The organism is Escherichia sp. XD33 (genome assembly GCF_019375075.1).
In the GTDB taxonomy this organism is placed as follows: domain Bacteria; phylum Pseudomonadota; class Gammaproteobacteria; order Enterobacterales; family Enterobacteriaceae; genus Enterobacter; species Enterobacter flexneri_A.
Map to the genome: position 1 here is coordinate 25,911 of NZ_JAENDM010000014.1, position 25,285 is coordinate 51,195.

Sequence of the window (25,285 nt, forward strand, 5' to 3'; positions counted from 1 at the left end):
GGTGATTTCCTTAGACGGCAATAGCGATTAGCAGCACAACCAGTGCGGCGACCACATACAGGCAATAGAGACGAAAGTCGCCGCTTTGCAGATGCTGTATTTCTTTGGCCAGCCGTTGGGTGGCGCTCACGATGGGGCGGATCACCCGCTCATCCCAGAAGGGTTCTGTGCTCTGAGCCCTGGCGGTGACGTGCGCAAGACCTTTATTTAGCCTCAGCGTAGGGTCGAGCTGTTGTCGTAGACGAAATAGCGCAGAAAAGACCACACGCAGCGGCTGCATCACGCCATTGCCTGACGGGGCCATCGCATTTTCCCAGCTGTAGCCGCATGCCCAGGCATCTCCTGTGCGACGAAACGCTGCGCGGCGCGAACGACACCACAGCCAGTAAAGGCCAGGCAGCAAAGGCATCGCCAGTAGTAACAGCAACAGTAATGAAGGAGTGACCCGTGTATGAAACGTGCCGGGTACAAGTGCTATTCCGCTGGCGACAGTGACGGGAGGGGTATCGGTAAACGCATGGGCAATATGCATTATCTTCGGTGCCAGCCAACTGGCACTAAGCGCAATTAATACGCAGAGTGCCGCGAGCAGTAGCATGGCGACGATCATCGTATTTGGCACTTCCTGTGCCTCTTCAGCGTGTGTACTGCGCGGCGCACCACAGAAAGTAATACCGTACATTTTTACGAAGCACATTACTGCCAGCCCACCAGTGACTGCCAGCATTACCATAGCAATAGGACCCGCAAGTTGTAGCGCTACGGCTTCCACACGACTTAGTGAGAACAGCGACTGCCAGGTGTACCATTCGCTGATAAAACCATTCAGCGGAGGAAGGGCTGATATCGCCAGGCAACCAATCAGGCATGCTGCGGCTGTCCACGGCATCCGTTTCGCCAGTGCCCCCATTTTTTCCATGTCGTGGGTATGCAAACGCGAAATAATCGCGCCCGCGCCGAGAAATAGCAGCCCTTTGAACAGCGCATGGTTGAGCAGATGAAACAGTGCGCCGAGCAGTCCAACCACGGTGAGCAGCGGGTCGTGCAGTGACAGACCGACCATCGCCACACCGACCGCCAGCAAAATAATGCCGACGTTTTCGACGGTACTCCAGGCCAGTAGCCGTTTGATATCCTGTTCCGCCAGCGCATACAGCACGCCCAGGAGCGCGGAGATTGCGCCGATCGCCATCACCAGAATGCCCCACCACAGCGGCAAACCCGTTTGCGCCAGCAGATCCATCGCCACTTTCAGGATGCCGAAAATACCGATTTTGACCATTACGCCAGACATCAACGCTGAAGCGTGCGATGGTGCGGCAGGGTGAGCGCGCGGCAACCAGCTGTGCAACGGCATCATCCCGGCTTTCGCGCCAAAACCGAAAAAGGCCAGCAGGAACACCGCCGACGCCAGCCCCGGAGAAAGTGAAAGCGTGCGGAAACTGGCAAAATCGAGGCTGCCGCTTTCGCGCCCCATCAGCAAGAAGGCGATCATTATCAGCACCGATCCGGCGTGGGCGATAAAAAAGTAGAGCATGCCAGCGTTGATCGACGTTTTATCCTGCCTGGCAATGACCAGAAACCAGGAAGACAGCGACATCATTTCAAACAGCACGATGAACCAAAAAGCGTTGTCCATCACCAGCAGGGCAACCATCGATGCGATGAAAAGATTCATAAAGAAGCCCATCGCCGCCGCGCCTTTGCCCTCGTATTCGCGCATATAAGTCAATGAATAGAGCGAACAAACCACCACCAGCAAGGAGATAACCAGCACCATAAATGCCGAGAGGCTATCCATTCGCAGGGTTAAATCGGCAAAGTCAAAAGGGGTGGCAAAATGGGCGACTAAAGTTACACCAGCATGTAATTGCGTAATTCCGCTGATGATGCCAATCACGCCGCCCACCAGCGATGTGATGCCGGAAAGCTTAATAGCCAGTCTGTCCAGACCGAGTAAAAACAGCGAAGCCAGACTGGCAAACAGATAGAGGATCAGCGACCAGGTTAATAATTGCAGGGCATCCATTAGCGTTGCTCCTGAGTGAGGGAAAGGGGATCCTCCCCGCCATTGGCAAACCAGCTTGCGGCAAGGCGCTGTTTTTCTTTCATCTGACGTTGCAGGCTATCGTCGGTGATCAGCCGTAACGCCTGATTCGGGCAAGCGCGAACGCAGGCCGGACCTTCTGGCAAGAAATCACACAGGTCGCATTTCACCGCGACGGTCTGGACACCCGGTTCCCAGCGCAGCAACGCATGTTGGGGCAGCACGTTTTCTTCGCCGTTCTTGAGTGAGCCTTCAGCCTGAAAAACATATTGCGCATGGGCATTCACCGGACGGCTTCCTGAAGCGCTGATTGCGCCAAATGGGCAGACCACGGCGCAAAGCTTGCAGCCAATACAGAGGCTTTCGTTGAGTTGGATCGCATCATCCCTCTGAGAGATGGCATTGACCGGGCAGACCTGCAGGCAAGGGGCTTCCTCACAGTGATGACACACGACAGGGGCAGTGATTGTTGACGTCTTCGCCAGGGCCAGGCGCGGGTGTTGCTGTAAACCTTGCGTTTTATGCACGTCCGAACAGGCAGCGAGACAGGTATTACATCCTGTACACCACAGTGGTTCGGCCACCACAAAGCGGTTCATGTCGGCTCCTTGAAAATGATATGAAACATTGCATTTCATATTGCATAAAGGATGCCATTCTAATTAACTCAATATATTCAATAAGTTATGTATTGACTGGATTCTGAACGGTACAAAAATGATGGTCATTAACGTTCAGCAAAAAATGGATTCGACACCCGTGTCGCAGGGGAAAGCGAGAATGTGATCTTGATCACGAGAAGTGAGGTATGCTGGCCGCAAGCGCAGCCAGCACGGAATGGAGCAGAGTAATCAGGCGTGTTCTTTCAGCCAGTTCAGCACAACGTCGTGGTGATTGCTGGTTTTGAAATCGTCAAAGACATGTTCGATTTTGCCATCAGCGTCAATCAGGAAGCTGATGCGATGAATACCATCGTAGGTTTTGCCCATGAAGGACTTTTCACCCCAGACGCCGAATTGTTCGCACACCTGGTGGTCCTCATCAGACAGGAGCGTAAAGTTAAGCAGCTCTTTTTCCGCAAAACGGGAGAGTTTTTCGGGTTTATCGGTGCTGATACCCAGCACATCAACGCCCGCTTTTTTCAACTCATCCATGTTATCGCGTAAGCCGCAGGCCTGTACGGTACAGCCGGGGGTCATGGCTTTCGGGTAGAAATAAACCAGAACACGCTGTCCCTGGAAGTCGGTCAAATTAACTTGTTCTCCGTCTTGATCCGGCAAGCTAAATTTCGGTGCGATATCACCGGCTTTCAGTGGATTCATTACTTAACTCCATCCTGTTCATCATGTTGGGAATAATTGACGACGTTAATACTGCCTTGTGCATTGAGTTCTGTACATAGGGCTTTGAACGCTTGCTCAATATTTGCTGCGTCCGCAGATGCGGGGCTGTGGGCGGTTATCTGAATATGCAACTGCGCAGCCCGTTCATTTTCAGCAGGTTGCGTGCGCGACACCAGCTCCGCAATGTTCATATGATGCGCGTCGAAAAGTGCTGTGAAGCGTTCAATTAAATGCGGGGAGTCTGCCACATCGACCTGAACCCAGACAGATGCTGGCATTGGCGGACGCGGACGCGCCGTCGTGCGCTTCATCACGATTAAAAGATCCAGTTCTGCACCTTTCAACGGTAACGTTGATTCAATCAGAGTAATGGCATTCCATGAACCGGAAAGCAGCATGATAAACGTGAACTCTTCTCCCAGCATCGCCAGGCGACTGTCTTCAATATTACAGCCGCAACTACTGACATGACGGGTGATGGTGTTCACAATTCCAGGGCGATCGGCACCCAACGCAGTGATCACCAGATAATGTTGCGATGACAGTGTCAAACTGGTTATTCCTTTAAGGGGTGAGTTGTTCTTAAGGAAAGCATAAAAAAAACATGCATACAACAATCAGAACGGTTCTGTCTGCTTGCTTTTAATGCCATACCAAACGTACCATTGAGACACTTGTTTGCACAGAGGATGGCCCATGTTCACGGGAAGTATTGTCGCGATTGTTACTCCGATGGATGAAAAAGGTAATGTCTGTCGGGCTAGCTTGAAAAAACTGATTGATTATCATGTCGCCAGCGGTACTTCGGCGATCGTTTCTGTTGGCACCACTGGCGAGTCCGCTACCTTAAATCATGACGAACATGCTGATGTGGTGATGATGACGCTGGATCTGGCTGATGGGCGCATTCCGGTAATTGCCGGGACCGGCGCTAACGCTACTGCGGAAGCCATTAGCCTGACGCAGCGCTTCAATGACAGTGGTATCGTCGGCTGCCTGACGGTAACCCCTTACTACAATCGTCCGTCGCAAGAAGGTTTGTATCAGCATTTCAAAGCCATCGCTGAGCATACTGACCTGCCGCAAATTCTGTATAATGTGCCGTCCCGTACTGGCTGCGATCTGCTCCCGGAAACGGTGGGCCGTCTGGCGAAAGTAAAAAATATTATCGGAATCAAAGAGGCAACAGGGAACTTAACGCGTGTAAACCAGATCAAAGAGCTGGTTTCAGATGATTTTGTTCTGCTGAGCGGCGATGATGCGAGCGCGCTGGACTTCATGCAATTAGGCGGTCATGGGGTTATTTCCGTTACGGCTAACGTCGCAGCGCGTGATATGGCCCAGATGTGCAAACTGGCAGCAGAAGGGCATTTTGCCGAGGCACGCGTTATTAATCAGCGTCTGATGCCATTACACAACAAACTATTTGTCGAACCCAATCCAATCCCGGTGAAATGGGCATGTAAGGAACTGGGTCTTGTGGCGACCGATACGCTGCGCCTGCCAATGACACCAATCACCGACAGTGGTCGTGAGACGGTCAGAGCGGCGCTTAAGCATGCCGGTTTGCTGTAAAGTTTAGGGAGATTTGATGGCTTACTCTGTTCAAAAGTCGCGCCTGGCAAAGGTTGCGGGTGTTTCGCTTGTTTTATTACTCGCTGCCTGTAGTTCTGACTCACGCTATAAGCGTCAGGTCAGTGGTGATGAAGCCTACCTGGAAGCGGCACCGCTTGCGGAGCTTCATGCCCCGGCTGGAATGATTTTGCCGGTGACCTCCGGTGATTATGCAATCCCGGTGACCAACGGTAGTGGTGCTGTCGGTAAGGCGCTGGACATTCGTCCACCAGCCCAGCCGCTGGCACTGGTTTCTGGCGCGCGTACCCAGTTCACGGGCGATACCGCTTCATTGCTGGTGGAAAATGGTCGTGGCAATACTCTGTGGCCGCAGGTGGTTAGCGTGCTGCAGGCGAAAAACTACACCATCACCCAACGTGATGATGCTGGTCAGACACTGACCACCGATTGGGTACAATGGAACCGTCTGGACGAAGACGAGCAGTATCGTGGTCGTTATCAAATCTCTGTTAAGCCGCAGGGTTATCAGCAGGCGGTTACGGTTAAACTGCTGAACCTGGAACAGGCGGGCAAACCGGTTGCAGACGCGGCTTCCATGCAGCGTTACAGCACGGAGATGATGAACGTTATTTCCGCCGGTCTGGATAAATCTGCCACTGACGCCGCGAACGCTGCGCAAAATCGTGCCTCCACCACTATGGACGTACAAAGTGCAGCTGATGACACCGGTTTACCAATGCTGGTCGTACGCGGGCCGTTCAATGTGGTTTGGCAACGTCTGCCAGCGGCGCTGGAAAAAGTGGGCATGAAAGTGACCGACAGCACCCGTTCGCAGGGCAACATGGCCGTAACTTATAAGCCGCTGTCTGACAGCGACTGGCAGGAACTGGGCGCGAGCGATCCAGGCCTGGCATCCGGTGACTATAAACTGCAGGTTGGCGATTTAGATAACCGCAGCAGCCTACAGTTCATCGATCCGAAAGGTCATACTCTGACTCAGAGTCAGAACGACGCGCTGGTAGCTGTCTTCCAGGCTGCGTTTAGCAAGTAAAAATACAGGGCTGGAATCATCCGGCCCTTTTTTCTGATATGATACGCAAACGTGTGCGTCTGCAGGAAAACGCGATTTTAGCGGTAATTCGCACGAAATTTGTTTGTCGGACGTAGTTCGGATAAGGCGTTCACGCCGCATCCGACAAAACATCCGGCACACCAGACAGCAAAAGATTTTAAAACGTTAATTCACACCCAGGAGTGATAAAGATGCAAAAGCAAGCTGAGTTGTATCGTGGTAAAGCGAAAACCGTATACAGCACGGAAAACCCGGACCTGTTGGTGCTCGAATTCCGCAATGATACGTCAGCAGGGGATGGCGCGCGCATTGAGCAGTTTGATCGCAAAGGTATGGTGAACAACAAGTTCAACTACTTCATTATGAGCAAACTGGCTGAAGCGGGTATCCCGACTCAAATGGAGCGTCTGCTCTCCGATACCGAATGTCTGGTGAAAAAGCTGGATATGGTGCCGGTTGAGTGTGTCGTGCGTAACCGTGCTGCTGGCTCTCTGGTGAAACGTCTTGGAATCGAAGAAGGTATTGAGCTGAACCCGCCGCTGTTCGATCTGTTCCTGAAAAACGACGCCATGCACGATCCGATGGTCAACGAATCTTACTGCGAAACCTTTGGCTGGGTGAGCAAAGAGAACCTGGCGCGTATGAAAGAGCTGACCTACAAAGCGAACGACGTGCTGAAAAAACTGTTCGATGATGCTGGTCTGATTCTGGTCGACTTCAAGCTGGAGTTTGGTCTGTACAAAGGTGAAGTGGTACTGGGCGATGAGTTTTCCCCGGACGGCAGCCGCCTGTGGGACAAAGAAACGCTGGAGAAAATGGACAAAGACCGTTTCCGCCAGAGCCTCGGTGGCCTGATCGAGGCCTATGAAGCCGTCGCCCGCCGCCTGGGTGTACAGCTGGACTGATTTTTCTGTTCATCATCTTGCCGTGCAGCTGGCACGGCAAGACAACCGCTCTCGGAATATATGCATTGAACGCTCATTCCTCCGCCATTTCATCCCGCTTTCCTGTGGTAATCTTCCTCTGAACCACCTACGATCATTTCTATAATGAATATATTGTTGAGGTATCTATGCGTTGGCAAGGGCGACGTGAAAGTGACAATGTTGAAGACAGGCGCAACAGCTCTGGTGGTCCGTCTATGGGCGGTCCCGGTTTTCGCCTGCCGAGCGGTAAAGGCGGGCTGATTTTACTGATAGTCGTGCTGGTTGCAGGCTACTATGGCGTTGATTTAACCGGGTTGATGACCGGGCAGCCGGTTTCTCAACAGCAATCAACGCGGTCAATTAGCCCAAATGAAGACGAAGCCGCAAAATTCACCTCGGTGATTCTGGCAACCACGGAAGACACCTGGGGACAACAGTTCGAAAAGATGGGTAAGACCTATCAGCAACCGAAGCTGGTCATGTACCGTGGAATGACGCGCACCGGCTGCGGGGCGGGCCAGTCCATTATGGGGCCGTTCTATTGCCCGGCGGATGGCACAGTTTATATCGATCTCTCCTTCTATGATGACATGAAAGACAAACTTGGCGCGGATGGCGATTTTGCCCAGGGGTACGTTATCGCCCATGAAGTCGGTCATCATGTGCAGAAACTGTTAGGCATCGAGCCGAAAGTTCGTCAACTGCAACAAAACGCGACGCAGGCGGAAGTGAACCGCTTATCTGTGCGTATGGAACTCCAGGCCGACTGTTTTGCCGGTGTCTGGGGGCATAGTATGCAGCAGCAAGGCGTTCTGGAAACCGGCGATCTGGAAGAGGCGCTGAATGCGGCGCAGGCCATCGGCGATGACCGTTTACAACAGCAAAGTCAGGGGCGAGTAGTACCAGACAGTTTCACTCATGGCACTTCTCAGCAACGCTACAGCTGGTTTAAACGTGGTTTCGACAGCGGCGATCCGGCACAATGCAATACTTTTGGTAAAAGCATTTAACTTCCGGGGCAGGGATGGCTGAACTGACTGCGCTTCACACATTAACAGCGCAAATGAAACGTGAAGGGATCCGCCGCTTGCTGGTGTTGAGCGGGGAAGAGGGTTGGTGTTTTGAGCATACTCTTAAGTTGCGTGATGCCTTACCTGGCGACTGGCTGTGGATTTCGCCGCGGCCAGATGCTGAAAACCACTGTTCTCCCTCGGCACTACAAACTTTACTTGGGCGCGAGTTCCGGCATGCGGTATTCGACGCCCGCCACGGCTTTGATGCCGCTGCCTTTGCCGCACTTAGCGGAACGTTGAAAGCGGGAAGCTGGCTGGTTTTGTTACTCCCTGTATGGGAAGAGTGGGAAAACCAACCTGATGCCGACTCGCTGCGCTGGAGTGATTGCCCTGACCCTATTGCGACGCCGCATTTTGTCCAGCATCTCAAACGCGTACTTACGGCGGATAACGACGCTATCCTCTGGCGGCAAAACCAGCCGTTCTCGTTGGCGCATTTTACTCCCCGTACTGACTGGCACCCCGCGACCGGCGCACCACAACCAGAACAACAGCAACTCTTACAGCAGCTACTGACCATGCCGCCGGGCGTGGCAGCGGTAACGGCTGCGCGTGGGCGCGGTAAGTCGGCGCTGGCAGGGCAACTCATTTCTCGTATTGCGGGCAGTGCGATTGTCACCGCGCCCGCAAAAGCGGCAACGGATGTACTGGCACAATTTGCGGGCGAGAAGTTTCGCTTTATTGCGCCGGATGCCTTGTTAGCCAGCGATGAGCAAGCCGACTGGCTGGTGGTCGACGAAGCCGCAGCCATACCTGCGCCGTTGTTGCATCAACTGGTATCGCGTTTTCCTCGAACGTTGTTAACCACTACGGTGCAGGGCTACGAAGGCACCGGACGTGGTTTTTTGCTGAAATTTTGCGCTCGCTTTCCGCATTTACACCGTTTTGAACTGCAACAGCCGATCCGCTGGGCACAGGGATGCCCGCTGGAAAAAATGGTTAGTGAGGCACTGGTTTTTGACGATGAAAACTTCACCCATACACCACAAGGCAATATCGTCATTTCCGCATTTGAACAAACGTTATGGCGAAGCGAGCCAGAAACGCCGTTAAAGGTTTATCAGCTATTGTCTGGTGCGCACTACCGGACCTCGCCGCTGGATTTACGCCGCATGATGGATGCACCAGGGCAACATTTTTTACAGGCGGCTGGCGAAAACGAGATTGCCGGAGCGCTGTGGCTGGTGGATGAGGGTGGATTATCTCAAGAACTCAGTCAGGCGGTATGGGCAGGTTTTCGTCGCCCTCGGGGTAATCTGGTGGCTCAGTCGCTGGCGGCGCACGGTAGCAATCCACTGGCGGCAACATTGCGCGGACGGCGGGTCAGCCGGATAGCAGTTCATCCGGCTCGTCAGCGGGAAGGCACAGGGCGGCAACTTATTGCTGGTGCTTTGCAATATACGCAAGACCTCGACTATCTTTCGGTGAGTTTTGGTTACACCGGGGAGTTATGGCGTTTCTGGCAACGCTGCGGTTTTGTGCTGGTACGAATGGGTAATCATCGTGAAGCCAGCAGCGGTTGCTATACGGCGATGGCGCTGTTACCGATGAGTGATGCGGGTAAACAGCTGGCTGAACGTGAGCATTACCGTTTACGTCGCGATGCGCAAGCTCTCGCGCAGTGGAATGGCGAAACGCTTCCTGTTGATCCACTAAACGATGCCGTCCTTTCTGACGACGACTGGCTTGAACTGGCCGGTTTTGCTTTCGCTCATCGTCCGCTATTAACATCGTTAGGTTGCTTATTGCGTCTGCTACAAACCAGTGAACTGGCATTACCGGCGCTGCGTGGGCGTTTACAGAAAAACGCCAGTGACGCGCAGTTATGTACCACACTTAAACTTTCAGGCCGCAAGATGTTACTGGTTCGCCAGCGGGAAGAGGCCGCGCAGGCGCTGTTCGCACTTAATGAGGTTCGCACTGAGCGTCTGCGCGATCGCATAACTCAATGGCAATTTTTTCACTGACTCCTTCAATTTTCTCCCATGGTCATTGTGAGTCAGCGGCGTAAAATTAATGACATCAGTTAAGGAGTTCGCCATGAAACATGACCATTTTGTTGTTCAAAGCCCGGATAAACCTGCGCAACAGTTGTTACTGCTTTTCCACGGTGTCGGGGATAACCCGGTGGCAATGGGGGAAATAGGCAGCTGGTTTGCGCCGCTATTTCCTGATGCGCTGGTGGTGAGTGTCGGAGGCGCGGAGCCGAGCGGTAATCCGGCGGGGCGTCAGTGGTTTTCGGTGCAGGGTATTACGGAAGATAATCGCCAGGCGCGTGTGGATGCGATCATGCCGACGTTTATTGAGACGGTACGCTACTGGCAGAAACAGAGCGGAGTAGGGGCTAACGCCACGGCGTTAATCGGTTTCTCTCAAGGCGCGATTATGGCGCTGGAGAGTATTAAAGCCGAACCGGGCCTTGCTTCGCGCGTCATTGCCTTTAACGGACGCTATGCGAGCCTGCCGGAAACCGCGTCTACAGCAACGACAATTCACCTGATTCATGGCGGTGAAGATCCGGTTATCGATCTGGCGCATGCGGTTGCGGCGCAGGAAGCGTTAATCAGTGCCGGTGGTGACGTGACGCTGGATATCGTGGAGGATTTAGGCCATGCGATCGACAATCGCAGTATGCAATTTGCCCTGGATCACTTGCGTTATACCATTCCGAAACATTATTTCGACGAAGCGCTAAGCGGCGGTAAGCCTGGCGATGATGATGTGATTGAAATGATGTAAAAGACAGATTACCTGGCCTGATAAGACGCGTGAGCGTCGCATCAGGCATCGTTCACCATTGCCGGATGCGGCGTTAACGCCTTATCCGGCCTACGGTTGAGCACTCAGCTTACTTCTTCGGTTGATCCTTTTTCGGCCAGTCGTCGTCATCGTCCCACTTATCGTTGAAATCACGATGCGGGGGAAGCTCCGGCTTGTTGGCGAGAAATTTCTTATGGTCGACGCGCTTGAGATCTTTAATCACGTTCAGCAGGACGCCTACCAAAAAGACAATCACCAGAATCCACCAATATTTAGCCAGCCAGTCCATGCTTATTTCCTCTTGCAGAACCACTCATCAGGCGACGAGCTGTTCCATGATACGTTGATACATACGGGCAAGTAGCTGCAGGTCGGCAGCGTTCACACATTCATTAATTTTATGAATAGTGGCATTGACCGGCCCGAGTTCCACCACCTGCGCCCCCATGCGGGCAATAAAGCGCCCGTCGGACGTTCCGCCTGTGGTCAGTAGCTGCGGTTTAATTTCATTATAGTGCTCAACCGCGTTAACGACCGCATCCACCAGTTTACCGCGCGCGGTCAAAAATGGCTGCCCGGAAAGCCACCAATCCACCGTATAGCGCAGTTGATGTTTTTCAAGCAGGGCAAGCACCTGCGCTTTGATCATCTCATCAGTCAGTTCGGTGCTGAAGCGGAAGTTAAACTGCACAAACAGTTCACCCGGAATAACGTTGTTACTGCCCGTTCCCGCCTGAATATTGGCAATCTGCATACTGGTCGCCGGGAAGAATTCATTGCCCTGATCCCACTCAATAGCCACTAATTCATTAAGGAAAGGTGCTGCGCGATGTACCGGATTGTCAGCCAGATGTGGGTAGGCAACATGCCCCTGAACGCCATGAATGGTAAGGTTGCAGGTTAATGATCCGCGACGACCATTTTTCACCACATCACCTACCACTTCGATACTCGACGGTTCGCCAACCAGGCAGTAATCGAGACGCTCATTACGTGCCATTAACGCTTCGACGACTTTTACCGTACCGTTGTGGGCACTGGCTTCTTCATCAGAGGTGATCAGAAATGCCAGTCGCCCCGTATGGTTGGGATGTTGTGCGACAAAACGTTCTGCCGCCACCACCATCGCCGCCAGCGAGCCTTTCATATCTGCCGCACCGCGCCCGAATAACATGCCGTCACGAATGGTGGGTTCAAACGGGGGATTGATCCAACGATCGGCGTCGCCAGGCGGCACCACGTCGGTATGCCCGGCAAAGGCTAACGTTTCACCCTGCCCACGCCATGCCCAAAAATTCTGCGTATCGGCAAAGTCCATGCGTTCAACGGTAAAACCGATCGCCTGCAAACGTTCAATCAACAAAGCCTGGCATCCTGCATCATCAGGACTCAGGGAAGGGCGGCGAATAAGCTGTTGTGTCAGCTCAATAACCGGGCACGACATAGACTACACCTCATGGAAAAATTGCTGATAACTGGAATCACTGAAACCCAGCAGCATAGGCTTACCGGGCACGCAGAGCAATGGACGTTTGATAATTGCAGGCATTTCAGTCATTAATGCCGCCGCAGAGGCCGCATCGGTGATTTTATTGCGGGTGGTTTCGTCCAGTTTACGCCAGGTTGTACCACGGGTGTTGAGTAACGCTTCCCAGCCTAATTCGTTGATAAAATCGTTCAATAATTCGCTGTCCAGCCCATCGACGCGGTAATCATGAAAACGATAGTCGATGTTATTGGCTTCCAGCCAACGGCGAGCCTTTTTAATGGTGTCACAATTTTTGATACCGTAAAGTGTAACCATAATGAATCCTTTTTCGATTTATGAGAATAAATACTCATTTAAGGGTGAAAACATTTTGCCTGCAAATGATTATCAGGAAATATAACATTATCGAAGTATTCAAATTAACAACTATTAAATAATATTAAACATTTTTAACGTAAACATTAAGAATATTCATCTTGTTATCTGTCTATATTTTAACCAGAATTAAATCAGTATTAGATGCCGTATGAATATCTCGAAATGTTGCTGTGTATCACATACAAATCATCACCGCAGGACCATAGTATTTACATAAGATTTGTCCCCCGGAGGTAGTCATCGCAGCAATCGAGTAAATTAGCTTCACCACGGTATATTGTTTCCGTAGAATACCCATAATTATAAGAGAGGTTGTTATGATTGAACGTGAACTGGGGAACTGGAAAGACTTTATCGAAGTTATGCTTCGTAAGTAATTCCTGAGACAAAGTACAAACAGCAAGAACCCGCTGAGCAGGTTCTTAATCGGAAAGTTGAAAAAGGCGACACATTGGCATGTCGCCTTTTTTATTGCTTATTCCGGGCGCGGCTTCAGCGGGAAGCGGCGGCGCACCAGCACAAAGAACAGCGGCACGAAGTAAATAGCCAGAATAGTGGCCGAAATCATCCCGCCCATTACGCCAGTACCCACCGCATGCTGACCACCGGAACCGGCACCCGTGCTGGTTGCCATTGGCAATACGCCGAAGATAAATGCCAGCGAGGTCATCAGAATCGGGCGTAAACGCTGACGGCAGGCGTGGAGCGTCGCTTCAAACAGGTAGTGGCCTTTTTGGTTCATCTCGTTAGCAAACTCGACGATCAGGATGGCGTTTTTCGCCGATAAACCAATGACCGTTAACAGGCCCACCTGGAAGTAAACGTCGTTTTCCAGCCCGCGCATCCAGGTTGCCAGCAGCGCGCCGATTACCCCCAGCGGCACGACCAGCATTACCGAGAACGGCACCGACCAGCTTTCATACAACGCAGCCAGACACAGGAATACCACCAGCAAGGAAATGGCGTACAGCGCCGGAGCCTGCGCGCCGGAAAGCCGCTCCTGATACGACATCGCCGTCCACTCCAGACCAAAGCCGTTTGGCAGCTGCTTCACTAACGATTCCATAATATCCATCGCCGTACCGGTACTGACCCCCGGTGCGGCTTCCCCAACAATCTCAACCGCAGAATAACCGTTATAGCGTTCCAGACGCGGCGAGCCTGTTTCCCAGCGTGAGGTCGCGAAAGCAGAGAAGGGCACCATGCCGCCATTTTTATTTCGGACATACCAGAGATTGATGTCATCTGGCAGCATGCGATACGGCGCAGCTGCCTGCACATAGACTTTCTTCACGCGACCGCGATCCATAAAGTCATTCACATAGCTCGAACCCCAGGCGGTTTGCAGTGTGTCGTTAATATCGTCGATAGCAACGCCCAGCGCCTGAGCTTTACGCTGGTCGATATCAATCTGCAACTGCGGACTGTCGTCGAGGCCGTTATGGCGCACACGGGTTAGCTCCGGGTTTTCCGCCGCCAGCGCCAGCAACTGATTACGTGCTGCCATCAGCGCATCGTGACCCGCTCCAGCGTGGTCCTGCAACTCCATATCAAAACCTGCAGAACTACCAAGACCGCTAATTGCTGGCGGGCTGCTGGCGATAACGCGAGCTTCTTTAATTTGGTTAAACGCCTTCGTTGCACGCTCGATAATGGCAAACGAGGTGCCGGTCTTACTGTCGCGTTCGCTCCAGTCTTTCAGGCGGATAAACATTCGCGCCACGTTTTGCCCGTTACCCCCAGGGCCAGAACCAACGGTGGCAAACACCGACATGATGTTGTCTTTTTCATGGGTGAAGTAGTATTTCTCGATTTGCTCAACGACTTTCAGGGTCTGTTGTTGCGTTGAACCGCTGGGCAACTGTACCGAGGTAGTAAACATGCCACGGTCTTCCAGCGGTAAGAACGACGTCGGCAAACGCAGGAACAGGAACACCATGCCGCCAAGCAGCAGGACATAAATCACAATCCAGCGCAGGCTACGGTGGAGAATTTTCGCCACCCCTTTTTCGTAGCGTTCGGCGTTGCGGTTAAACATCTGGTTAAACCAGGCAAAAAAGCCTTTTTGCCCATGATGCTCACCTTTTTTCAGTGGCTTAAGTAGTGTGGCACACAGAGCCGGAGTGAGGATCATCGCTACCAGTACTGACAGCACCATCGCCGCAACAATGGTAATAGAGAACTGGCGATAGATGGCACCGGTGGTGCCGCCGAAGAAGGCCATTGGTACAAATACCGCCGAAAGAACCATCGCAATCCCGACCAGTGCCCCCTGGATCTGCCCCATCGATTTACGTGTGGCTTCGCGAGGAGTGAGTCCTTCCTCACTCATAATACGTTCGACGTTTTCCACCACCACGATGGCGTCATCCACCAGCAGACCGATCGCCAGCACCATCGCGAACATGGTTAAGGTGTTGACGCTGTAACCGAAGGCGTAAAGTACGGAGAAGGTTCCCATCAACACCACCGGCACGGCGATAGTGGGTATCAGCGTGGCGCGGAAGTTTTGCAGGAACAGATACATAACGAGGAAAACCAGAGCGATAGCTTCCAGCAGCGTTTTCACCACGTCTTCAATGGAGGCTTTAACAAACGAGGTGGTTTCATACGCCACCTTGTATTCCAGTCCGTGCGGGAAGTACTGCGCCAGCTCGTCGAGACGATTGAGCACCAGCTCCGCTGTCGCCATTTCGTTTGCGCCGGAGGCCAGTTTTACCCCCAGCCCGGAGGCTGGCTTACCATTGAAGCGGCTAAGATAATCGTATTTCTCCGCCCCCATTTCGACGGTGGCGACATCGCCCAGCCTTACCTCTGAGCCGTCTTGATTCACCCTCAAGGTGATATCGCGGAACTGTTCTGGTGTTTGCAGCAGTGACTGGGCGTTAATGGTGGCGTTGAGCGCCTGCTTATCGACGGAAGGTGTACCACCAAGTTGCCCAACCGCAATCTGCGCGTTCTGTGACTCAATGGCATCAGTGACATCTTTAGCTGTCATCTGGAAACTGTTGAGTTTCGCCGGGTCCAGCCAGATACGCATGGAATATTGCGAACCATAGGCATCAATATCCCCGACGCCATTTACGCGGCTTAACGGGTCCTGAATATTACTGGCAACATAATCAGCAATATCCTGTTTATCCATCGAACCATCGGTAGAGACGAAGGCAATGGTCAGAATGTTGGTATCGCCGGTTTTACGCACCGTCACGCCCTGATTTTGCACCGCCTGCGGTAACTTTCGCATGGCTGATTGCAGCTGGTTTTGTACTTGCTGCACGGCTTCGTCCGGATCGGTGCCTGCTTTAAAACTTAAAGTGACAGATGCCTGACCGGTGCCACTGCTCTGAGATGACATATACATGAGATTATCGAGGCCGGTCATATTTTGCTCGATAACCTGGGTCACGGTGTTTTCCAGCGTCTGGGCCGATGCGCCGGGATAGTTAGCGGTCACTCGCACATTCGGTGGCGCGAGATCGGGGTATTGTTCAACGGGCAATGAAAAAATCGCCAGGGTACCTGTCAGACACAACAGGATTGCCAGCACCCAGGCAAAAATGGGGCGATCAATAAAGAAATTCGCCATTAAAAGAGGACCTCGTGTTTCTGCGTATCGTTGTAGGCTTGACTTGCTTCACTGTAGCGGCAAGGTACGAGCCAATCGTGGAGAAAAAAAGGAGTTAATGTAAATTATCATGCCCTTTTATACTGAACCTTAAGTGCAAGTATTCTTTGGTCAGTAGGAGGCATTACATTAACTGACTTTCCTCACCCTCCGCAGAGCGAAAGCTAATACTCACTAACGTGCCGCCGCCGGAAGGTTGTGAAAAAGTCAGCGTCCCACCTAGCCGTTCCGCGCGTTCGCGCATGATATTCAGACCATAATGACCTTCGGGTTCTTTCGGTTCACCGATACCAATCCCGTTATCACGGATATAAACCGTGTGATTGCCGTCCGGCGCGGTGACGCAACTGACGGCGATTTCGCTGGCGTTGGCGTGCTTCATCGCATTCAGCACCGCTTCGCGAATAATTTGCAACAAATGCACCTGCATTTGCGCATCCAGTGCCAGGGTTGGCAGACGGCAGTCGAGGGTCAGTTTGGCGCTGGTTTGATTTTGTAACGTATCCAGCATTTCCCTCAATGCGGAGGGGAGATCCGCCTGCTGCAGCGTCAGGCGGAAAGTAGTCAACAGCTCGCGTAACTGCCGATAAGCATCATTCAACGCCTGGGAAAAATCGGCCATGATACTTTGTGCGGTGGCGTTATCTTCCGGTATCGAACGCTTCAGTAACGTCAACTGGATACGTAAGTAAGAAAGTACCTGAGCCAGCGAGTCGTGCAATTCGCGGGCGATGGTCGCACGTTCTTCCATCAACAATAATTGCTGAAAATGCTTCTGCGCCTGATTAAAGTACAAACCGCGTCCCAGCATCGACGAAACGCTGTTAAGCAGCGGTTCTGATGATGAAACGTGACTATTTTGCCAGTGCAGTTCGCCGTAAACCGTCTCTTGCATTGTCACCGGTAAAATCTGCATCGGCAATTCCGGGTTTGGTTGCCCTTCGCTAATCCGCCAGTTTTCACCGACATTTAACTCCAGATATTCAGCCGCTTCATTGTCGCGAACAATCTGCAAAATATGGCGGAAACAATGCACATCAATCTGGCTAGTGTTCAGCGCCTGCGAACACTGATACAACACCTCCAGACGACGCTTGGCCTCGTGGAGATCGCGGGTCTTTTCTTCTACTGACGCTTCCAGCGAACGGTACAATTTATGCAGCTCGCTCGACATCTGGTTAAAGGTTTTTGCAAGCAGACCAAGCTCATTCGGCAGGTTGGTATCCAGCGGCGGCGAGTCGAACTGCCCGTGTTCAATACGCTGACTGGCGGTAACCAGCTGATTCAGCGGGGCAACCACCTGATGGCGTATGCGGCGCAAAGTAAAAAAGACCAGCGTGAAAATACCGATGCCGCCAGCCAGGGAAATCGCCACCACCAGCAGCATTTTGCGTTCAGCGTAGTGCTGTAAAGCCAGTACGAACAGGTCTATCTGATTAACATAATTATTAATATTGGCCTGATACCACGGCAAATCGCCCTTGCTGAGCCGATTATTCATCTCCAGCCAGTTGGCATTCAGATGCGCATAGCGAGTTTTTACTGCTTCTGGCACATACCAGACGTTGAGGTTGGTTAATACCGGTGAATGCAGTGCCTGCTGAAATAACTGGCGATGTGCATTGAGTTGTGGACTGCCACTTTGCAAGTCGTAGCCCAGGCGGTAACTCTGCATACGCAGCGATCCGGCAATATTGATAGCCTCAGCGTCGCGCAAACTGCTCGCCAGAGTTAGCAGAGCGATACCCGTGGAAAGAATCGACAGCAGCACAATGTAAAAAAAGGCCCGGGCCAGACTGGCCGAGACGGGTCGTTTAACAATCACACGCGTCTTCTCCACAAAAAATCATTAATGTTCCAGTTCGCTGAAACGCAATTTAGTCAGTGATGGGATTATTTGATCTGCCACAGTTTATAGCGAAATAGTTACTTATTCTGGGCACATGAACATTGCCGATTCCCCTGTAAGTCGGGTAATAACAACACTCATATAAAGAATAAGGTTTTTACAACCAAAAAAGAAGGTCGTTATGAATCGTTTTATTATGGCCAACAGTCAGCAATGTCTGGGTTGTCATGCTTGTGAAATCGCCTGTGTCATGGCTCACAATGATGAGCAACATGTCCTGAGCCAACACCATTTTCATCCCCGAATTACGGTTATCAAACATCAACAGCAACGTAGTGCAGTGACCTGTCACCATTGTGAAGATGCGCCCTGCGCCCGTAGCTGCCCTAATGGCGCAATCAGCCACGTTGATGACAGCATTCAGGTCAATCAGCAAAAGTGTATTGGCTGTAAATCCTGCGTGGTGGCCTGTCCTTTTGGTACGATGCAAATCGTCCTGACACCCGTCGCGGCAGGAAAAGTAAAAGCCATGGCGCATAAATGCGACCTTTGTGCGGGGCGCGAAAACGGTCCTGCCTGTGTTGAGAATTGCCCGGCGGACGCGCTGCAACTGGTCACTGACGTCGCACTCTCCGGCATGGCGAAATCCCGCCGCTTGCGCACCGCGCGTCAGGAACATCAACCGTGGCATGCCAGTACCGCGGCGCAAGAAATGCCGGTAATGAGTAAAGTCGAACAAATGCAGGCAACGCCCGCGCGTGGCGAGCCGGATAAACTGGCGATTGAAGCGCGCAAAACCGGTTTTGATGAAATTTATCTGCCATTTCGCGCCGACCTGGCACAACGGGAAGCCTCGCGCTGCCTTAAGTGCGGCGAGCACAGCGTTTGTGAATGGACCTGCCCGCTGCATAACCATATACCGCAGTGGATTGAACTGGTGAAAGCCGGAAACATCGACGCCGCCGTCGAGCTTTCTCACCAGACCAACACCCTGCCGGAAATTACCGGACGCGTTTGTCCGCAAGACCGTTTGTGTGAAGGTGCCTGTACTATTCGCGATGAGCACGGCGCGGTAACTATCGGCAACATTGAACGCTACATTTCAGATCAGGCGTTGGCGAAAGGTTGGCGTCCTGACTTAAGCCATGTCACCAAAGTGGACAAGCGGGTGGCGATTATCGGTGCAGGTCCGGCAGGGCTGGCCTGTGCGGATGTTCTGACCCGCAATGGCGTGGGGGTGACGGTGTACGATCGCCATCCAGAAATCGGTGGCTTGCTCACTTTCGGCATTCCTTCTTTCAAACTGGATAAATCCCTGCTGGCACGCCGTCGGGAAATCTTCAGCGCGATGGGGATTCACTTCGAACTCAATTGTGAAGTGGGTAAAGATGTCTCTTTGGATTCGCTTTTGGAACAATACGACGCGGTCTTCGTTGGCGTAGGCACTTACCGTTCCATGAAAGCGGGTTTACCCAATGAAGATGCGCCGGGCGTTTATGACGCGCTGCCGTTCCTCATTGCCAACACTAAACAGGTGATGGGGCTCGAAGAGCTACCGGAAGAGCCGTTTATCAATACCGCCGGACTTAACGTCGTGGTACTGGGCGGTGGCGACACCGCGATGGACTGTGTGCGTACCGCACTGCGCCACGGCGCGAGTAACGTCACCTGCGCTTATCGTCGTGATGAAGCTAACATGCCAGGCTCGAAGAAAGAAGTGAAGAACGCCCGCGAAGAGGGGGCCAACTTCGAATTTAACGTCCAGCCGGTGGCGCTTGAGCTGAATGAACAAGGTCACGTCTGCGGGATTCGTTTCCTGCGCACGCGTCTTGGCGAGCCGGATGCCCAGGGGCGTCGGCGTCCAGTGCCGGTGGAAGGCAGTGAATTTGTCATGCCAGCCGACGCGGTGATTATGGCGTTTGGCTTCAATCCACACGGGATGCCGTGGCTGGAGTCGCACGGTGTAACGGTAGATAAATGGGGCCGCATCATCGCGGATGTGGAAAGCCAGTACCGTTACCAGACCACCAATCCGAAAATCTTCGCTGGTGGTGACGCCGTGCGTGGTGCGGATCTGGTGGTTACCGCAATGGCAGAAGGACGTCATGCGGCACAGGGGATTATTGACTGGCTGGGGGTAAAATCAGTCAAATCTCACTGATAGCCTGCGCAGACAAACCCGACTTCACAGCGTAAGATAATTGTTCATTTCGCGCTGTGGAGTCGGTATGACGCAACAAATCACCCTCATTAAAGACAAAATTCTCTCCGATAACTATTTCACCCTGCACAACATTACCTACGATCTCATGCGCAAAGATGGCGAAGTTATCCGCCATAAACGTGAAGTTTACGATCGCGGTAATGGTGCGACGATCCTCCTGTACAACGCGAAGAAAAAGACCGTGGTTCTGATTCGTCAGTTCCGTGTCGCTACCTGGGTTAATGGCAATGAAAGCGGGCAGCTGATTGAAACCTGCGCCGGGCTGCTGGATAACGACGAACCGGAAGTGTGTATTCGCAAAGAAGCGATTGAAGAGACGGGCTATGAAGTGGGTGAAGTGCGCAAATTATTTGAACTGTATATGTCGCCAGGCGGTGTGACTGAGCTAATCCACTTTTTTATCGCCGAATACAGTGACAATCAGCGCGCTAACGCCGGTGGCGGTGTCGAAGATGAAGATATTGAAGTGCTCGAGCTGCCGTTCAGCCAGGCGCTGGAGATGATCAAAACCGGCGAGATACGTGACGGTAAGACGGTGTTATTGCTTAACTATTTGCAAACGTCACATTTAATGGACTGAAAAATAACAATAATATTTCGTTGTTTATTATTGGCTCAATCCGACAAATCCGATTGAGCCGCGCTACCTGCGCAACGAAGATACGACTTGTGCTGTTTGTTTGAACTTCTGGGGTCGTACCGTCCATGCGCTATCGCATTTTCCTTCTCTTTTTTTTCGCTTTGTTGCCGACGTCTTTGGTGTGGGCGGCACCAGCGCAACGGGCGTTTTCCGACTGGCAGGTCACCTGTAATAACCAAAATTTCTGCGTGGCGCGTAATACGGGCGATCATAATGGACTGGTGATGACCCTGAGCCGCAGCGCCGGGGCGCATACCGATGCCGTTTTACGTATTGAGCGCGGCGGATTGAAGTCGCCGGAGGCGTCAGAAGGGGAGATAGCGCCACGGCTGCTGTTAGATGGCGAGCCGTTGGCGTTAAGTGGTGACAAGTGGCGGATTTCACCATGGTTATTAGTAACCGATGATACGGCAACCATCACCGCGTTTTTGCAGATGATTCAGGAAGGGAAGGCAATCACCTTACGCGATGGCGATCAGACCATTTCTCTGAGTGGCTTAAAAGCAGCGTTGTTGTTTATTGATGCTCAGCAAAAGCGCGTTGGCAGTGAAACCGCGTGGATCAAGAAAGGGGACGAACCGCCGCTCAGCGTACCGCCCGCGCCTGCGCTGAAAGAGGTCGCGGTGGTTAACCCAACGCCGACGCCACTCTCACTCGAAGAACGCAACGATTTGCTGGATTATGGAAACTGGCGGATGAATGGTCTGCGCTGCTCGCTTGATCCATTGCGTCGTGAGGTGAATGTCACTGCGCTGACTGATGATAAAGCGCTGATGATGATTAGCTGTGAGGCAGGGGCCTATAACACCATTGATTTGGCATGGATTGTGTCGCGTAAAAAGCCACTAGCTTCGCGCCCGGTTCGGTTGCGTTTGCCGTTCAACAACGGTCAGGAGACGAATGAACTGGAACTGATGAACGCAACATTTGATGAGAAATCGCGTGAACTGGTGACCTTAGCGAAAGGGCGCGGATTAAGCGATTGTGGCATTCAGGCGCGCTGGCGCTTTGACGGTCAGCGTTTTCGCCTGGTGCGTTACGCCGCAGAACCCACCTGCGATAACTGGCATGGGCCAGACGCCTGGCCCACGTTGTGGATCACCCGTTAAACAAAATGGCGGGACATGTAGGCCGGATAAGACGCTGTAGGCCGGATAAGACGCGTCAGCGTCGCATCCGGCAATCAGCATCCGGCAATCACCATCAGGCACCTTTCACTCCCAGCACCTTATGCGCTTTTGCCACAATATTCTCGGCGGTAAAGCCAAAGAACGGGAACAGCTTATCCGCCGGAGCAGATTCCCCGTAACCCGTCATCCCGACAATTGCCCCTTTCAGACCAACATACTTGTACCAGTAATCGGCAATACCTGCTTCCACCGCCACGCGAGCCGCAACGTTAGAAGGCAACACCGACTCCCGATATTCCTCATCCTGGGCGTCGAAAATATCGGTCGAGGGCAGGGAAACTACGCGTACATTGCGACCTTCTCCTGCTAATTTCTCTGCCGCTTGCAGGGTAATTTCCATCTCTGAACCGGTGGCAATCAGAATAATATCTGGCTTACCGCCGCTGTCTTTCAGCACATAACCGCCACGAGCAATCTCTTTAACCTGATCCGGCGTACGTTCCACCTGGGCCAGATTCTGCCTTGAGAGGATCAGTGCCGTCGGTCCGTTGTGGCGCTCAACCGCCAGCTTCCAGCCCACTGCCGCTTCCACCTGATCGCACGGTCGCCAGGTGCTGAAATTTGGCGTTAAGCGCAGGCTGGCCAGTTGCTCAACAGCCTGGTGCGTCGGACCATCTTCGCCCAGGCCAATTGAGTCGTGGGTATAAACCATAATCTGCCGCGCTTTCATCAGTGCCGCCATCCGCGCGGCGTTACGGGCGTATTCAACAAACATCAGGAACGTCGCGGTATACGGCACAAAGCCGCCGTGGTGCGCGATGCCGTTGGCGATAGCGGTCATGCCAAATTCACGCACCCCGTAGTGAATGTAGTTGCCCGCTGGATCTTCCTTCAGCGAAACAGAACCTTTCCAGATGGTCAGGTTGCTGGGAGCCAGATCCGCCGAACCGCCGAGCAACTCAGGCAGCATCGGCCCGTAAGCGTTAAGCGTATTTTGCGAAGCCTTACGGGTAGCGATTTTCGCCGGATTTGCCTGTAACTCATTGATATATTTCTGAGTCGTTTTCTCCCAGTCCTTCGGTAAACCACCGCTCATCCGTCGGGTAAACTCTTCTGCCAGTTGCGGATGAGCCTTTTTATAGGCGGCAAACTTCTCATTCCAGCTCTGCTGCGCTTTTTCGCCTTTTTCACGGGCATCCCAGGCGTGATAAATCTCTTTAGGGATCTCAAATGGCGGATGGTGCCAGCCCAGTTTTTGCCGTGCCAGCGCCACTTCTTCTTCCCCCAGTGGTGCGCCGTGCGCCTCTTCCTTACCTGCTTTATTCGGCGAACCAAAGCCAATCACCGTACGGCAGATAATCAGCGACGGCTTATCTTTCACGCTTTGCGCTTCAAGGATCGCTTCCTTCACCGCCTGCGGATCGTGACCGTCGATTTCATGGATCACATGCCAGTGATAGGCTTCAAAACGTTTTGCCGTATCGTCGGTAAACCAGCCTTCTGTTTCACCGTCGATGGAAATACCGTTGTGATCGTAAAAACCAATCAGCTTGCCCAGTCCCAGCGTGCCTGCCAGCGAACAGACTTCGTGGGAAATACCTTCCATCAGGCAGCCGTCGCCCATAAACACATAGGTGAAGTGATCGACGATCTCATGGTCTGGCTGGTTAAACTGCGCCGCCAGTGTACGCTCTGCTATCGCCAGCCCGACGGCGTTCGCCAAACCTTGTCCAAGCGGGCCGGTGGTGGTTTCAACGCCTGGCGTATAGCCAATCTCCGGGTGGCCTGGGGTTTTCGAATGCAACTGACGGAAGTTCTTCAGTTCTTCCAGCGGCAGGTCGTAACCGGTCAGATGTAGCAAACTGTAGAGCAGCATCGACGCGTGACCGTTGGAAAGAATAAAGCGGTCGCGATCATACCAGGTTGGGTCGGTAGGGTTATGTTTAAGAAAATCGTTCCACAGCACTTCGGCAATATCAGCCATGCCCATCGGCGCGCCGGGATGACCAGAGTTGGCTTTTTGTACCGCATCCATACTGAGTGCGCGAATCGCATTGGCAAGGTCTTTTCGGGACATATAACACTCCGTGGCTGGTTTATAGTTTGGCGGCAAGAAGATCTTCCAGTTTGCGTTGATCAACGGCGAACAGACGAATGCCTTCAGACAGTTTTTCTACCGCAATCGCATCCTGATTGTGCTCCCAACGGAACTCCGCTTCGCTCATGGGAGCTGGGCGTGGGAACGTCTGAGAAGGTGGGATTAATTTACGTACCACTGGCGAAACTTTTTCCTGCAGCTCCTTCAGTAAATTCGGTGCGATAGTCAGTCGATCGCAGCCGGTTAAGGCGAGGATTTGTTCGGTGCGACGGAAGCTCGCGCCCATCACAATGGTTTCATAGTGGTGTTGCTTATAGTAGTCGTAGATATTGCGCACCGATTTAACGCCCGGATCTTCTTCCACCACATACGGGTCCATCGGCTTGCGTGCCTGATACCAGTCATAAATACGCCCGACAAACGGCGAAATCAGAAAAACGCCTGCTTCCGCACAGGCCCGTGCCTGTGCAAAAGAAAACAGCAGCGTCAGGTTGCAGTTAATACCTTCTTTTTCCAGCTCTTCTGCCGCGCGAATTCCTTCCCAGGTCGAAGCCAGCTTGATCAGAATGCGTGATTTCTCAACGCCTTGTTGCTGATACAAGTCCACCAGATGGCGCGCCTTCTCAATACTCTTTTCTTTATCAAAAGAGAGGCGTGCATCAACTTCTGTTGACACGCGACCGGGTACGATTTTGAGGATTTCAGCACCGAAATTGACCGCCAGTTTGTCACACGCTGCGACCACCTGTTGTTCCTGGGTCTTGCCATTTTTTTTACCCCAGGCGATAGCATCGTCTATTAAATGCTCATATTGTGATAATCCGGCAGCTTTGAGTAACAGCGAAGGATTGGTGGTGGCATCCTGGGGATGATAATGGCGAATGGACTCAATATCGCCGCTGTCTGCCACGACAGTGGTGAACTGTTTGATGCCGTCTAACTCGTTCATAGGAAATACTCCTTGAAAAGTAAAGTGTTAGATGAGTGCGTTAATTCACACTTCTGAGAAATTTCGCTAAACGCATCAAAAAAGCATAGCAGACAGGCATGGTA

Annotated in this window: 21 protein-coding genes; 10 read left to right on the forward strand and 11 right to left on the reverse strand. The window is 52.5% G+C overall.

Going from position 1 to position 25,285, the window contains the following annotated elements; genetic code table 11:
* Window positions 1-10 precede the first annotated feature (10 nt).
* The 4 genes from hyfB to K0778_RS10550 all read right to left on the reverse strand — a co-directional run bounded on the left by hyfB (window position 11) and on the right by K0778_RS10550 (window position 3,941).
* Complete coding sequence (hyfB, locus tag K0778_RS10535; protein WP_000339450.1) at window positions 11-2,029, reverse strand: hydrogenase 4 subunit B; 2,019 nt, start codon at window positions 2,027-2,029, stop codon at window positions 11-13.
* Window positions 2,029-2,646 (reverse strand): hydrogenase 4 subunit HyfA, encoded by a 618-nt coding sequence (hyfA, locus tag K0778_RS10540; protein WP_001352202.1) that lies wholly within the window; start codon window positions 2,644-2,646, stop codon window positions 2,029-2,031. Before hyfA ends, hyfB begins: the two co-directional genes overlap by 1 nt.
* 252 nt (window positions 2,647-2,898) lie before the next feature.
* A complete protein-coding gene (gene bcp, locus K0778_RS10545; protein WP_001068682.1) occupies window positions 2,899-3,369 on the reverse strand; it encodes a thioredoxin-dependent thiol peroxidase in 471 nt (156 codons plus the stop codon).
* Complete coding sequence (locus K0778_RS10550; protein ID WP_000176187.1) at window positions 3,369-3,941, reverse strand: glycine cleavage system transcriptional repressor; 573 nt, start codon at window positions 3,939-3,941, stop codon at window positions 3,369-3,371. The genes bcp and K0778_RS10550 overlap by 1 nt, the downstream gene beginning before the upstream one ends.
* Before the next feature lie 145 nt (window positions 3,942-4,086).
* Between K0778_RS10550 and dapA the strand changes: the two genes are divergently transcribed.
* The 6 genes from dapA (at window position 4,087) to ypfH (ending at window position 10,775) form a co-directional block, all read left to right on the forward strand.
* Window positions 4,087-4,965 carry a 4-hydroxy-tetrahydrodipicolinate synthase gene (dapA, locus tag K0778_RS10555; RefSeq protein ID WP_001311023.1) on the forward strand — a complete coding sequence of 293 codons (879 nt, stop codon included), beginning with the start codon at window positions 4,087-4,089 and terminating at the stop codon, window positions 4,963-4,965.
* Between the two features lie 16 nt (window positions 4,966-4,981).
* A complete protein-coding gene (gene bamC, locus K0778_RS10560) occupies window positions 4,982-6,016 on the forward strand; it encodes an outer membrane protein assembly factor BamC (protein WP_001297320.1) in 1,035 nt (344 codons plus the stop codon).
* Window positions 6,017-6,228: 212 nt separating this feature from the next.
* A complete protein-coding gene (gene purC, locus K0778_RS10565; RefSeq protein WP_001295467.1) occupies window positions 6,229-6,942 on the forward strand; it encodes a phosphoribosylaminoimidazolesuccinocarboxamide synthase in 714 nt (237 codons plus the stop codon).
* Window positions 6,943-7,109: 167 nt separating this feature from the next.
* On the forward strand, window positions 7,110-7,973 hold the full coding sequence (locus K0778_RS10570) for a neutral zinc metallopeptidase (RefSeq protein WP_001267498.1): 864 nt from the start codon (window positions 7,110-7,112) through the stop codon (window positions 7,971-7,973).
* Window positions 7,974-7,987: 14 nt separating this feature from the next.
* Entirely contained in the window at window positions 7,988-10,003 is a 2,016-nt protein-coding gene (gene tmcA / locus K0778_RS10575) for a tRNA cytosine(34) acetyltransferase TmcA (RefSeq protein WP_001618745.1), read from the forward strand.
* A gap of 73 nt (window positions 10,004-10,076) precedes the next feature.
* A complete protein-coding gene (gene ypfH, locus K0778_RS10580) occupies window positions 10,077-10,775 on the forward strand; it encodes an esterase (protein ID WP_000679812.1) in 699 nt (232 codons plus the stop codon).
* A 109-nt stretch (window positions 10,776-10,884) separates the two neighbouring features.
* On the opposite strand, the gene K0778_RS10585 is transcribed toward ypfH, so the two are convergent.
* Genes K0778_RS10585 through K0778_RS10595 form a run of 3 tightly spaced genes read right to left on the reverse strand, consistent with a single transcriptional unit; the run spans window position 10,885 to window position 12,600 of the window.
* Window positions 10,885-11,085 (reverse strand): YpfN family protein, encoded by a 201-nt coding sequence (locus K0778_RS10585; protein ID WP_000383836.1) that lies wholly within the window; start codon window positions 11,083-11,085, stop codon window positions 10,885-10,887.
* A 27-nt stretch (window positions 11,086-11,112) separates the two neighbouring features.
* Window positions 11,113-12,240: a succinyl-diaminopimelate desuccinylase gene (gene dapE, locus K0778_RS10590; protein WP_001277801.1), complete on the reverse strand. Its 1,128-nt coding sequence runs from the start codon at window positions 12,238-12,240 to the stop codon at window positions 11,113-11,115.
* Between the two features lie 3 nt (window positions 12,241-12,243).
* Window positions 12,244-12,600 (reverse strand): ArsC family reductase, encoded by a 357-nt coding sequence (locus K0778_RS10595; protein ID WP_000258236.1) that lies wholly within the window; start codon window positions 12,598-12,600, stop codon window positions 12,244-12,246.
* A 380-nt stretch (window positions 12,601-12,980) separates the two neighbouring features.
* On the opposite strand from K0778_RS10595, the gene ypfM reads away from it, so the two are divergent.
* A complete protein-coding gene (gene ypfM, locus K0778_RS10600) occupies window positions 12,981-13,040 on the forward strand; it encodes a protein YpfM (RefSeq protein ID WP_001386977.1) in 60 nt (19 codons plus the stop codon).
* A gap of 98 nt (window positions 13,041-13,138) precedes the next feature.
* Here the strand turns inward: ypfM and acrD are convergent, their stop codons facing one another.
* Complete coding sequence (acrD, locus tag K0778_RS10605) at window positions 13,139-16,252, reverse strand: multidrug efflux RND transporter permease AcrD (RefSeq protein WP_063084700.1); 3,114 nt, start codon at window positions 16,250-16,252, stop codon at window positions 13,139-13,141.
* A 163-nt stretch (window positions 16,253-16,415) separates the two neighbouring features.
* On the reverse strand, window positions 16,416-18,116 hold the full coding sequence (gene narQ, locus K0778_RS10610; RefSeq protein WP_001300881.1) for a nitrate/nitrite two-component system sensor histidine kinase NarQ: 1,701 nt from the start codon (window positions 18,114-18,116) through the stop codon (window positions 16,416-16,418).
* 205 nt (window positions 18,117-18,321) lie between these two features.
* On the opposite strand from narQ, the gene aegA reads away from it, so the two are divergent.
* The 3 genes from aegA to K0778_RS10625 all read left to right on the forward strand — a co-directional run bounded on the left by aegA (window position 18,322) and on the right by K0778_RS10625 (window position 22,113).
* Window positions 18,322-20,301 (forward strand): formate-dependent uric acid utilization protein AegA, encoded by a 1,980-nt coding sequence (gene aegA, locus K0778_RS10615; RefSeq protein WP_063084699.1) that lies wholly within the window; start codon window positions 18,322-18,324, stop codon window positions 20,299-20,301.
* A 67-nt stretch (window positions 20,302-20,368) separates the two neighbouring features.
* The gene (gene nudK / locus K0778_RS10620; protein ID WP_001410763.1) at window positions 20,369-20,944 is read left to right on the forward strand and encodes a GDP-mannose pyrophosphatase NudK; all 576 of its coding nucleotides are present in this window, start codon (window positions 20,369-20,371) and stop codon (window positions 20,942-20,944) included.
* Between the two features lie 125 nt (window positions 20,945-21,069).
* The gene (locus tag K0778_RS10625) at window positions 21,070-22,113 is read left to right on the forward strand and encodes a DUF1176 domain-containing protein (RefSeq protein WP_001270542.1); all 1,044 of its coding nucleotides are present in this window, start codon (window positions 21,070-21,072) and stop codon (window positions 22,111-22,113) included.
* A gap of 94 nt (window positions 22,114-22,207) precedes the next feature.
* Here K0778_RS10625 and tkt read toward each other — a convergent pair whose 3' ends face one another.
* Together tkt and tal are read right to left on the reverse strand one after the other, a co-directional pair.
* The gene (gene tkt, locus K0778_RS10630) at window positions 22,208-24,211 is read right to left on the reverse strand and encodes a transketolase (protein WP_000087280.1); all 2,004 of its coding nucleotides are present in this window, start codon (window positions 24,209-24,211) and stop codon (window positions 22,208-22,210) included.
* A 19-nt stretch (window positions 24,212-24,230) separates the two neighbouring features.
* On the reverse strand, window positions 24,231-25,181 hold the full coding sequence (gene tal, locus K0778_RS10635; RefSeq protein ID WP_063084698.1) for a transaldolase: 951 nt from the start codon (window positions 25,179-25,181) through the stop codon (window positions 24,231-24,233).
* Between the last annotated feature and the right edge of the window lie 104 nt (window positions 25,182-25,285).